The sequence below is a fragment of the Streptomyces sp. CA-288835 genome (assembly GCF_050936385.1).
Lineage (GTDB): Bacteria > Actinomycetota > Actinomycetes > Streptomycetales > Streptomycetaceae > Streptomyces.
On record NZ_JBNJMW010000001.1, the window covers coordinates 7,617,331 to 7,629,188 of the forward strand.

The window sequence follows — 11,858 nt, forward strand, 5'->3', positions numbered from 1 at the left end:
GCTTGCAGCGCTGTTACGTTCAGCGTCGCCCGGCGGCGGCAGCGACGCGGTCCGCGAGTCGGCGGCGAGCGGCGGACGGGGCCGCTCTCAACACCACACGGGCTTTCACCCTCAAGGAGAACTCATGCGGCGTGGCATAGCGGCCACCGCGCTGGTGGCATCCCTCGCCCTCACGGCGACGGCCTGCGGCGGAAGCGACAGCGGCGACAACGCCGGCGGTCCGGTCACCATCACCTGGTGGGACACCTCCAACGCCACCAATGAGGCACCCACGTACAAGGCCCTGGTCAAGGAATTCGAGAAGGCCAACCCTGACATCAAGGTCAACTACGTCAACGTGCCCTTCGACCAGGCGCAGAACAAGTTCGACACCGCCGCCGGCGCCAAGGGTGCCCCGGACGTGCTGCGTTCCGAGGTCGGCTGGACCCCCGCCTTCGCCAAGAAGGGCTTCTTCCTGCCGCTGGACGGCACCGAGGCCCTCGCGGACCAGGACAAGTTCCAGTCCAGCCTGATCGAGCAGGCCAAGTACGACGGCAAGACGTACGGCGTCCCCCTGGTCACCGACACGCTCGCGCTGGTCTACAACAAGGGCCTCTTCAAGCAGGCCGGCATCAGCAAGCCGCCCGCCACCTGGGGCGACCTGAAGAAGGCCGCCGCCACCATCGAGGACAAGACCGGCGTCGACGGCTACTGGGGCTCCACCCAGGCCTACTACGCGCAGTCCTTCCTCTACGGCGAGGGCGCCGACACGGTCGACGCCGACGCCAAGAAGATCACCGTGAAGTCGCCCGCCGCGGTCAAGGGTTACGAGACCTGGGAGAGCCTCTTCGACGGCAAGGGCCTGCACAAGGCCGACACCACCGCCGACGCGTACGCCCATATCCAGGAGGCGTTCGTCAGCGGCAAGGTCGCCTCGATCATCCAGGGCCCCTGGGAGATCACGAACTTCTACAAGGGCTCGGCCTTCAAGGACAAGGCCAATCTCGGCATCGCCACCGTCCCGGCCGGCTCCACCGGCAAGGCGGGCGCCCCGACCGGCGGCCACAACCTCTCCGTGTACGCCGGCTCGGACCAGGCGCACCAGGAGGCCTCGCTGAAGTTCCTGAAGTTCATGACCTCCGCGAAGTCCCAGGAGACGATCGCCCTCAAGAATTCCACGCTGCCGACCCGCGACGACGCCTACACCGCAGAGGTCAAGGCCGACCCGGGCATCGCCGGCTACCAGGACGTACTCCCGGCCGCCCAGCCGCGCCCGGCGCTGCCCGAGTACAGCTCGCTGTGGACCCCGCTCGACACCGAACTCAACGAGGTCGCCGGCGGCAAGAAGTCCCTCGACGAGGGCCTGAGCAGCGCTGAGACCGCGATCGCCAAGCTGGTCCCGGACTTCAGCAAGTGACACCGCGTGGCCGTCGGGTTCCCCTCAACTCGGGGGAGGGACCCGACGGCCACCGGCCTGCGTGCCCTGCCCCTGATCTCCCGAAGGTGTCGAAACCATGACAGTCGCCATCGACCGCGCGACCGGCAAGCGCCGCGGTGAGCGAGCGCCTCGCCCCGGGCCACTGAGGCGCTTCAGGCACAGCTACCAGAAGTACTGGTACGCGTACGCCATGATCACCCCCGTGGTCGTCGTGCTCGGCGTCCTCGTGCTCTACCCCCTGGGGTACGGCCTCTACCTGTCGCTCACCGACGCCAACAGCCTCAACACGGCCCGCACGATCGGCGTCAACGAGATCGCGGCCACGTACAAGTTCATCGGCCTCGACAACTACGCCGACCTCCTGTGGGGCGAGACCGCGTACGACCGCTTCTGGTCGCACTTCATCTGGACGGTCTCCTGGACGGCCGCCTGCGTCGCCCTGCACTACTCGATCGGCCTAGGCCTCGCGCTGCTCCTCAATCAGAAGCTGCGCGGACGGACCTTCTATCGGCTCATCCTGGTCCTGCCGTGGGCCGTGCCCACCTTCGTCACCGTCTTCGGCTGGCGCTTCATGCTCGCCGACAGCGGCGTCATCAACTCGGCCCTCGACGCGCTCCACCTCCCGACGCCGCTGTGGCTGGAGGACACCTTCTGGCAGCGGTTCGCCGCGATCATGGTCAACACCTGGTGCGGGGTGCCGTTCATGATGGTCTCGCTGCTCGGCGGACTGCAGTCCATCGACTCGACGTTGTACGAGGCCGCCGAGATGGACGGCGCGACCGCCTGGCAGCGGTTCCGGTACGTCACTCTGCCGGGCCTGCGGTCCGTCAGCTCCACCGTCGTACTCCTCGGCATCATCTGGACCTTCAACCAGTTCGCCATCATCTTCCTGCTGTTCGGCAACACCGCCCCCGACGTCGACATCCTCGTGACCTGGGCGTACTACCTGGGCTTCGGCCAGCAGCCACGCGACTACGCGCAGTCGGCGGCGTACGGCATCCTGCTCCTCTCCATCCTGATCGTCTTCACCTCCGTCTACCGCCGCTGGCTGAACCGCAACGATCCGCAGCTCGCGATCTGAGGCAGGAGTCCCCATGAGCACTACGACGCTTCCGACCACGTCCGCCGCGGATCAGGACCCGGACGAGATCCGGCCGCGCAAGGTCCGCCGGCGCGGTGAGCAGGGCCTCGGCGCCACCCTCGCCTCCCACGGCATCCTGATCGTCGCGAGCCTGATCGCGCTGTTCCCGATCGCCTGGCTGGTCTTCCTGTCCCTCGGCCCGGACAAGGACGACTACCTCCACCCCGGGCGCATCTTCGGGAAGATGACCTTCGACAACTATGTCTTCGTGCTCCAGGAGACGAAGTTCTTCGACTGGCTGACGAGCACGCTCATCGTCTCGCTCGGCGCGACACTCATCGGCGTACTGGTCGCCTCGACGACCGGTTACGCGGTCTCGCGGATGCGCTTCCCGGGCTACAAGAAGTTCATGTGGGTGCTGCTGGTGACCCAGATGTTCCCGATCGCCGTACTGATCGTGCCCATGTACCAGATTCTGTCGGAACTCCAGCTCATCGACAGTTACCTTGGCCTCGTCCTCGTCTACTGCTCGACGGCCGTGCCGTACTGCGCCTGGCTGCTCAAGGGGTACTTCGACACGATCCCGTTCGAGATCGACGAGGCCGGGCGCGTCGACGGGCTGACCCCCTTCGGCACGTTCGCGCGGCTGATCCTGCCACTGGCCAAACCGGGCCTGGCGGTCGCCGCGTTCTACAGCTTCATCACCGCGTTCGGCGAGGTCGCGTTCGCTTCGACGTTCATGCTGTCCGACACGAAGTACACGTTCGCGGTCGGGTTGCAGAGCTTCATCAGCGAGCATGACGCTCAGCGGCATTACATGGCTGCGACGGCTGTGCTGATCGCGGTGCCGGTCTCCGCGTTCTTCTACCTTGTGCAGAAGAACTTGGTGACTGGGCTCACCGCGGGCGGCACGAAAGGGTGACGCTCGCTGAGGGCCGCGATTGGCCGTCGGTTGGCTGCGGCGCCATCGTGGCTGGTCGCGCCCGCGCGGCGGAGCCGCAAGTTGCATACAGCCCCGCGCCCCTACAGGGGCGCCCCCGGAAGACAGAGGCGGTCGCGGTGTCCATCCGACCCCGCCGGCACCGCGGCCGCCTCACAGCCGTACCCCGGCGAGCCTCGAGATTTCCGTAAAACGCCGAAAACCTGCAAGCGCCACAATTCCCCAGAACCGTGAATCCATGGACCCGTCAATCCGTAGCCCCAACGACAGACCTTCGTGAACCGAACTCCGTGAACCAGCCCCAGTTACGCATCAAGGACGCCATGAGCCAGCACTCCACTGACCCGGTCCCGGCCCCCGCTTCGACGTCGGTTCTCGCCACCGTCGCCAGACACCGTGACTGGTGGCGGGACGCGGTGATCTACCAGGTCTATCCGCGCAGCTTCGCCGACAGCAACGGCGATGGCATGGGCGACCTGGAGGGCGTACGTTCCCGACTGCCGTATCTGCGAGACCTCGGCGTGGACGCCGTGTGGCTCAGCCCCTTCTATGCCTCGCCGCAGGCCGACGCCGGCTACGACGTCGCCGACTACAGGGCCGTCGACGCCATGTTCGGCAACCTGCTCGACGCGGACGCGCTGATCCGCGACGCCCATGAGCTGGGCCTGCGGATCATCGTCGACCTGGTGCCCAACCACTCCTCCGACCAGCACGAGTGGTTCAAGCGGGCGCTCGCCGAGGGGCCGGGCTCCGCGCTGCGGGACCGCTACCACTTCCGCCCCGGCAAGGGCGCGAACGGTGAACTCCCGCCCAACGACTGGGAGTCCATCTTCGGCGGGCCCGCCTGGACGCGGGTGACCGAGCCGGACGGTACGCCCGGCGAGTGGTACCTGCACCTCTTCGCGCCCGAGCAGCCCGACTTCAACTGGGACCACCCGGCCGTCGGCGACGAGTTCCGCTCGATCCTGCGGTTCTGGCTGGACATGGGCGTCGACGGCTTCCGTATCGACGTCGCCCATGGACTGGTGAAGGCCGAGGGCCTGCCGGACCTGGGCGCGCGCGAGCAGGTGAAGCTGCTGGGCAACGATGTCATGCCGTTCTTCGACCAGGACGGCGTGCACGCCATCTACCGGCAGTGGCGCACGGTCCTCGACGAGTACGCGGGCGCCCGCATCTTCGTCGCCGAGGCGTGGACCCCGACCATCGAGCGCACCGCCAACTACGTACGCTCCGACGAACTGCACCAGGCCTTCAACTTCCAGTACCTGAGCACCTATTGGGACGCGACCGAGCTGCGGACGTGCATCGACCGCACCCTCGACGCGATGCGCCCGGTGGGCGCCCCGGCCACCTGGGTGCTGTCCAACCACGACGTGACCCGGCACGCGACCCGGTTCGCCAACCCGGCCGGCCTCGGCACCCAGATCCGTACCGCCGGAGACCGCGACCTCGGCCTGCGCCGGGCGCGGGCGGCGACGCTGCTGATGCTGGCGCTGCCCGGATCGGCGTACATCTACCAGGGCGAGGAGCTGGGCCTGCCCGACGTCGTCGACCTGTCGGACGAGGTGCGCCAGGACCCCGCGTACTTCCGGGGCGCCGGCCAGGACGGCTTCCGCGACGGCTGCCGGGTGCCGATCCCGTGGACCCGTACGGGATCGTCGTACGGCTTCGGCACCGGCGGCAGCTGGCTGCCGCAGCCTCCCGAGTGGGCCGAACTGAGCATCGAGACGCAGACCGGGACCGAGGGTTCCACCCTGGAGCTGTACCGCGCCGCGATCGCCGTACGCCACGAACAGCCCGACCTCGGCGCCGGCGACCACGTCGAATGGCTGAAGGCCCCCGAGGGCGTACTCGCCTTCCGCCGCGGCGAGTTCACCTGCACGGCCAACACGAGCGGTGATGCGGTGACGGTACCGGCATACGGCCGAGTCCTCCTCACCAGCGACGAGGTGACGGTCACGGACGAGGGGGAGGCGAAGGTGCCGGGGGATACGACGGTTTGGTGGACGACGGGCTGACAGCTCGCTCGTCGAGGGCCGTTCGCGCAGCCACCTGCGGTCGGACTTCAGGGCCCGCCGCCCGGTTCGGGGCGGCGGGCCCTGCCGGGTGGGGTCAGGGCCGTTACCCGCGTCCGGGATTGTATAGTTGCACCTATAATAAGCTGGCCTATACGTAATGAGGGGCAGCCGATGGTGCTGGACAAGCCTGCGGAGATGTTCGACCGGGACTTCGAGTGGACCGAGCTGACCCGGTTCGCCACCTACCCCGGTCGCGAGGCCGCCCTGGGGGTCGTCTCGGGTCGGCGTCGTCAGGGCAAGACGTTCCTTCTCGACGCGATCACCCGTGCCTCTGGCGGCTTTATGTTCACCGCCACGGAGACCACCGAGGCCGACGCGCTCCGACAGTTCGGCGAAGCCCTGGGTGTCTACTGTGGCGAGCCTGGCCCCTTTCGCTTCGCCCACTGGGACGAGGCCATCACTCGCCTCCTGCGCATCGCCACCGACGGCCCCACGATCGCCGTGATCGACGAGTTCCCCTTCCTGGCCAAGGCCTCTCCGGCCTTGCCGTCGATCATCCAGCGGGCCCTGGACCCCGCCGCCCGCCATGACAACACCCCGCTCCGTCTCCTGCTGTGTGGCTCCGCCCTGTCCTTCATGGGCAGGCTGCTGTCCGGCAACGCACCCTTGCGCGGTCGTGCCGGTCTCGAACTCGTCGTTCCCACCCTCGACTACCGCCTGGCCGCCCAGTTCTGGGACATCACCGATCCCCGAACCGCCGCCCTCACGCACGCCATTGTCGGCGGCACCCCCGCCTACCGCCGTGAATTCACCCAGGGCGACACCCCCGCCGGCTCCGATGACTTCGACGACTGGGTCATCCGTGCCGTCCTCAACCCCGGCCGCCCACTTTTCCGCGAAGCCCGCTACCTCCTCGCCGAAGAGCCCGAACTTCACGACACCGCGCTCTACCACTCCGTACTGGCAGCCATCGCCTCAGGAAACGCCGCACGCGGCGGCATCGCCGACTACCTCGGCCGCAAAGCCACCGACCTCGCCCACCCGCTGACCGTGCTCGGAGACGTCGGCCTCATCCGCCATGAACCTGACGCCTTCCGCCGTAACCGCTCCGCCTACCGCATCGCTGAACCGTTGGTGACCTTCTACCACTCCGTCATGCGCCCCAACTGGGGCGACCTCGAACGTCCTGGCCGCGCCCCCACCGTCTGGCGGCGCGCCCAGGCCACGTTCCGCAGCAAGGTCCTCGGCCCTCACTTCGAGACCCTCTGCCGTGAATGGGCCCGCTGGCACGCAGCCCCCGAAACGTACGGCGGCCACCCCACGCGCGTGGCGGCCGGCACCGTCAACGACCCCTCCGCCAGAACCAGCCACGAAGTCGATGTCGCCGTCTTCGGCCACGGGGACGACGACGCCTCCGACCGCGAAGCCCTGCTCGCCATCGGCGAAGCCAAGTGGAACGACACCATGGGCATCGGCCACCTGGAACGCCTCCAGCACATCCGCGAACTCCTCCACGCCCGCGGTGCCACATCGCCGGAGCAGACCCGCCTCATCTGCTTCAGCGGCGCAGGCTTTACCGGGGACCTCCATCAGGCCGCCGAACAAGACGCCACCATCCAACTCGTGGGTCCGGACAGGCTCTACAACGGCGAATGAACCGTCATGAGGTGGGGGCACGGCGTGTCAGCCGAGTTGGCGGATGCTCTCGAAGATCCGGGCGAAGCCTTCCTCTCCATGGCCTGCGTCGATCTGGCGTTGGATGAGGCGCTGGACCGTGGCCACCACCTCGGTGCTGATGCCCTGTTCGGAACTGGCGGTCAGGATGTCGCCGAGGTCGGAGAACCTGAGGCTCTGTTGCCCGTCGACGGTGTAGTCCCCGCCGTCGATGACCTCGGCGAATTCCTGGAAGGCGCCGGTCATGGCGGTCAGCCAGGGCGCCGCCATGGTGGCGAACTCGCCCGCCGTCACACCGGCCGGCGCGACCATCGCGGCGCCGTGCATGAATCCGGCGAACATGACGTACATGCCCGAGAGCAGGGCGAGGTCGTACAGGGACGCCAGCCCGGCATCCTCACCGAAGTAGGTACTGGATCCCCAGAGGTCGAGCAGCGGCTTGTGCTGATGGAACACCTCTGCCGACCCGCTGTAGAGGACAGATGCCCCCGGCCGGCCGATCATCTGCGGTACGGCCAAGATGCCGCCGTCCAAATACGCGACTCCGGTACGGGCTGCCCAGGCGGCCAGCTCCCGGGACTGGGCCGGGGATGTCGTGGTGACGTTGATCAGGGTTCGCCCGGCGAGATCGTCGGAGAGCGGATCGAGTACTTCATGGACCGAGGCGTGGTCCAGCAGGCATACGATCACCAGCCCGCCGGCACGGACCGCGTCGCCGGACGTGGTGGCGGCGCTGGCTCCCCGCGCGACGAGGCGTTCCGCTTTGCCGGGGGAGCGGTTCCAGACGGTCGTCGCGTACCCGGCCTTCACCAGCGCCTCTGCGAGGGCGGTCCCCATCGCGCCCAGCCCGAGAACGCTCACCTGAACGTCGTTGATGTTGTTCGCTGTCACTTCGCGGTTCCCCTCGTGGTCTGCGGCTCTTCGGCTCTCGACTCCTCGGCTCGATCCTCTCCGCCGCCGCTAGAGTTGACCAGTACGGACTAATTAGTCAGGTACTCACCATTTGGTAAGTGCCTCTGGGGAGGAGCGGGATGGCAGCGCCGGCACGACGAGGTCCCTACTTCTGCGGCATCGACGCGGCGATGGACGTGGTCGCCGGCAAGTGGAAGTCACTGATCCTCTGGGAGTTGCACCACCACGGGACGCGGCGGTTCGCCGAACTGCGCCGCGGGCTGCCGGGCGTCAGCGAGAAGATGCTGGTTCAGCATCTACGGGAGATGGAAGAAGACGGGCTCGTCCATCGTGAGGTGTATCGAGAGGTGCCCCCGAAGGTCGAGTACTCCCTGACCGAGCACGGCATCTCCCTCAACGCCGCGCTGGCCCCACTGGGGAGTTGGGGCACCGAACGCATACAGCGGATCGGGGCCGACAAGGTCGCGGTCGATGACGACGGGACAGTTCGGCGATAGGAACGGCGGCGTGCTGGGGCGGCGTGCCTCGGGGGGCATGGCTGTTGCGGGAAATTGTGACACTTGCACGGGTAAGTGTCACAATTTTCTGCAACAGCCCCCCAACCCCTCGCCGCGTGGCTTGAGCCTTGGCGGTGTCCTCCGTGGGCCTGCGAGGTCAGTCCCCGCCGCCTCCACCGCCACCACCATCGCCGCCCCCACCACCACCGCCGTCGCCGTCGCCGCCTCCGCTGCCCGCGTCCCAGCCGTCTCCGGACCCGCCGCCGGAGCCGTTGTCGTCGCTGCCGGAGCCCAGGTTGGTGAACCAGGGCTGGTCCCAGACGGGCTCGTCCGCGGACGCGGTCCGGCGGGCGCGGAAGCGGACCGTGCCTGTCGCGTCGCCGAGGCCGAAGGCGACCGCGAAGGTGTGGGCAATGACGGCATCCAGCGGGTCGGGGCTGTCGTGTCGTACGTCCGCGAGGGGGAGAAGCGCCGTGCCCGGCATGGCCGCGCCCGGCAGGGGGCGGGTGAGGAGGGCTACGGGACGGCCGTTGCAGGTCAGGCGGGAGGTCCGCGCGTTCTCGCGCGTCAACTCCCAGCGGCGCTGCGGGAGTTCGACGACCACGGAACGCTTCGACTTGCGCACGGCGGAGGTGGCCGCCAGCAGGGCGGGCGCCTCGCCCACCGTCAGCACCAGCCCCCGGCCGGTGTCCCTGCGGTCGGCCGACACTCCGTGCGGGGCCCGGATCCGTACCACGGGGGCCGACGGCGACCAGACGTCGACGCGCACGGACCGCCGGTCCACCGCCACAGTGATCGGCCCGCCCGGACCGTCGGCGAAACGCCGTGCCATCCACAGGGGCACACCCTCCGCCCGCGCCCGGTCGGCGAATGCACTGACCGCCGCCGGGCCACCGGCATGATGTACCGCCATATCCCCAAGAAACTGGGCGAATTCGGCCGCCCGACGCGCCTTCACCGGCTTCGTGGACCCGGTGATACGCGTGACCGGCACGACCCCGGTACCGGAGGGGAAATGCGCGAACGGCCGCTCGGAGCCACCGCCGCCGAGCCACTGCCCCCGCAGATACGCGTCCGCCATGGCCACCATGTGCAACTCTGCCGGCGGGGTCGTCCTGCTCCCCACCTTCAGCCCGCCCTCGGTCAGCTCGACCGTCCTGGCCAGCGGATTCCAGGACTGCTCCGCGTACACGGTCTCACTCACCTGCGCGCCCCCATGTCTCAGTCCGTCCGATGCACAGTTGAAGTGCACTCTCGAAGTACACAGTTGAAGTGCACTGTTGAAGTCGCTCAGGCGCCGTGCGCGGTTCCGGGTCGGGGCGGGTCCTGGTCCGAGTGAGCCACCGGGCCGAAGGTGCACGGGCAGCCCAGAGTGTCTGTGGCGCAGGTCACCGGAACCACCCGCACCCGGCGGAGAGTCACGGGTGTGAGGTGTATGAGGTGCATAGGACATGAGTGACCGCTTGCGCGCGCGGATACGGGCGGGTGACCGCGAGGCCTTCGCGGAGATCTACGAGGAGTACGCGCGCACCGTCTACAACCATGCCTTCCGGCTGACCGGCGACTGGTCGACCGCCGAGGAGGTGATGGCGGACACCTTCCTCGACGCCTGGCGCACCCGGGAGCAACTGGAGCCGGAAGGCGGCACGGTGAAGCCCTGGCTGCTGGGCATGGCGACGAACAAGTCCCGCAACGCCAACCGGGGTCTCGGCCGCCGTCTGGCCTTCCTGGCCCGCCGTCCCGCACCGGACCCGGTGGCGGACTTCGCCGACGAGACCGCCGGCCGTCTCGACGACGCCCGCCGGCTGGCCGCCGTACGGAAGGTGTACGACCGTCTGCGGCGCGGGGAGCGGGAGGTGCTGGCGCTGTGCGTATGGACAGGCCTGGACTACGCGCAGGCGGCCGAGGCCCTGGGCGTCCCGGTGGGAACCGTGCGCTCACGGCTCTCCAGGGCACGGGCGAGGCTGTGGAAGCTGACCGATCAGCAGTTACGGGAAGAAAAGCCGGAAACCCGAGCAAACAACGAAACTCGCGCAAACAATACGGAACCGCTGCGCCGTCGCGGAGAGCTACCAGGTGAGGCCGCGTTGGCGGCCATTCCGTTCCAGGAGATTCAGGAGGGACCCCGATGAACGCCGCCGGCTCCGGGCCGAGCCCCATCCGGGCCGAGCGTGAGGGCGAGGAGCGCGAGGAGCTGACCCGGCTGCTCCCGCCCCCACCCGAACGGGACGTCCCTCCTGGTCGCCACTCCCACCACAAGGACCGTTTGATGCAGCTCATCGATGACGACAAGAGCCGTACGTCCTCCGGCCAGGCATCCGGAGAGAACTCGCAGGCGAGGCAGCCCCGTATCCGGCTGTCGCGCCCGGCACTGTGGATGCCCGCCGCGGCCCTGGCGCTGGCCGGGGCGCTGACCGTCGGCCTCGTCACCGGGACGGATTCCGGCCGCGGCGTGGAAGAGTCCGGCGGCGACAGCGCCGTGGTACTGCTCGACCGCATCGCCGAGGTCGCCGCGAAGTCGGAAGCCACGCCCGTACGCGACGACCAGCTGGTCTACGTCAAGAGCCTGCAAGCCGGAGCGGAGTGCCAGGAGGACGGCCCGTGCGAGCCGGGGCGACTGAGCGAGCGGGAGGCGTGGCTGTCACAGAAGCCGGGCCCGGTGAAGAAACTGGCCGAGTTCTACGAGAACGGTGACTACTTCCCGCTCAGGGAACTGCTGCCGCCGGGTTCGCCCGGCACCCCGGCGGGCGTCGGCCGCCCCACGTACAAGTGGCTGGCGTCCCTGCCCACCGACCCGGACGAACTGCTCGAGGAGCTCCACCGCCTGACGAAGCCGGAGAAGGGCGAGGAGAAGGCACAGGCCGTTTTCGACGAGATCGGCGAACTGCTGAACGCGTCGGTCATGCCTCCGCGGACCGCCGCCGCGCTGTACGGTGCCGCGGCGAAGATCCCCGGGGTCGAGCGGGTCGAGGACGCGGTGGATCCGGCGGGCCGGCACGGGGTCGGCATCATCCGCGTCGACAAGCGGGTGTCGTGGGCCACCGAGTGGATCTTCGACCGTGACACCCTCACCTATCTCGGCGAACGCAGCTACCTGACGAAGGACACCCAGACGGGCAAGAAGGGCACGGTCCTGCAGGAGACCGCCATCCTGAAGCGAGCCGTCGTCGACGACTACCGCCAACGTCCCGGCTCCACCACGAAGTAACGCCTGCGGCCCGGCCGGACGCGGTCGCAACGCGACCGCGCCTCCGACACCGTGCCCGCCGCCCGGAAACGGGCCGCGGGCTCCTCAAGGACAGCCGAAGCGCGTCGCTCA

General features: G+C 68.7%; 10 protein-coding genes. 8 read left to right on the forward strand and 2 right to left on the reverse strand.

Annotation, left to right across the window (positions count from 1 at the left end):
- Positions 1-124 precede the first annotated feature (124 nt).
- The 5 genes from ACQEVY_RS34380 to ACQEVY_RS34400 all read left to right on the forward strand — a co-directional run bounded on the left by ACQEVY_RS34380 (position 125) and on the right by ACQEVY_RS34400 (position 7,112).
- Entirely contained in the window at positions 125-1,396 is a 1,272-nt protein-coding gene (locus tag ACQEVY_RS34380) for an extracellular solute-binding protein (protein ID WP_432953262.1), read from the forward strand.
- Between the two features lie 97 nt (positions 1,397-1,493).
- Positions 1,494-2,498 (forward strand): carbohydrate ABC transporter permease, encoded by a 1,005-nt coding sequence (locus ACQEVY_RS34385; RefSeq protein WP_432953263.1) that lies wholly within the window; start codon positions 1,494-1,496, stop codon positions 2,496-2,498.
- Between the two features lie 13 nt (positions 2,499-2,511).
- Complete coding sequence (locus ACQEVY_RS34390; RefSeq protein WP_432953264.1) at positions 2,512-3,420, forward strand: sugar ABC transporter permease; 909 nt, start codon at positions 2,512-2,514, stop codon at positions 3,418-3,420.
- Positions 3,421-3,761: 341 nt separating this feature from the next.
- Positions 3,762-5,456 carry a glycoside hydrolase family 13 protein gene (locus tag ACQEVY_RS34395; RefSeq protein WP_432953265.1) on the forward strand — a complete coding sequence of 565 codons (1,695 nt, stop codon included), beginning with the start codon at positions 3,762-3,764 and terminating at the stop codon, positions 5,454-5,456.
- A gap of 171 nt (positions 5,457-5,627) precedes the next feature.
- Complete coding sequence (locus ACQEVY_RS34400) at positions 5,628-7,112, forward strand: AAA family ATPase (RefSeq protein WP_432953266.1); 1,485 nt, start codon at positions 5,628-5,630, stop codon at positions 7,110-7,112.
- A gap of 27 nt (positions 7,113-7,139) precedes the next feature.
- Here the strand turns inward: ACQEVY_RS34400 and ACQEVY_RS34405 are convergent, their stop codons facing one another.
- Complete coding sequence (locus tag ACQEVY_RS34405; protein WP_432953267.1) at positions 7,140-8,021, reverse strand: NAD(P)-dependent oxidoreductase; 882 nt, start codon at positions 8,019-8,021, stop codon at positions 7,140-7,142.
- Between the two features lie 140 nt (positions 8,022-8,161).
- Here ACQEVY_RS34405 and ACQEVY_RS34410 point away from each other — a divergent pair, with 140 nt between their 5' ends.
- Positions 8,162-8,539, forward strand: coding sequence for a winged helix-turn-helix transcriptional regulator (locus ACQEVY_RS34410; RefSeq protein ID WP_432953268.1), 378 nt, complete (start codon positions 8,162-8,164; stop codon positions 8,537-8,539).
- Between the two features lie 157 nt (positions 8,540-8,696).
- On the opposite strand, the gene ACQEVY_RS34415 is transcribed toward ACQEVY_RS34410, so the two are convergent.
- Positions 8,697-9,743 carry a hypothetical protein gene (locus tag ACQEVY_RS34415; RefSeq protein WP_432953269.1) on the reverse strand — a complete coding sequence of 349 codons (1,047 nt, stop codon included), beginning with the start codon at positions 9,741-9,743 and terminating at the stop codon, positions 8,697-8,699.
- A 247-nt stretch (positions 9,744-9,990) separates the two neighbouring features.
- Here ACQEVY_RS34415 and ACQEVY_RS34420 point away from each other — a divergent pair, with 247 nt between their 5' ends.
- Positions 9,991-10,671 carry an RNA polymerase sigma factor gene (locus tag ACQEVY_RS34420; protein ID WP_432953270.1) on the forward strand — a complete coding sequence of 227 codons (681 nt, stop codon included), beginning with the start codon at positions 9,991-9,993 and terminating at the stop codon, positions 10,669-10,671.
- A complete protein-coding gene (locus tag ACQEVY_RS34425) occupies positions 10,668-11,747 on the forward strand; it encodes a CU044_5270 family protein (protein WP_432953271.1) in 1,080 nt (359 codons plus the stop codon). The genes ACQEVY_RS34420 and ACQEVY_RS34425 overlap by 4 nt, the downstream gene beginning before the upstream one ends.
- Positions 11,748-11,858 lie beyond the last annotated feature (111 nt).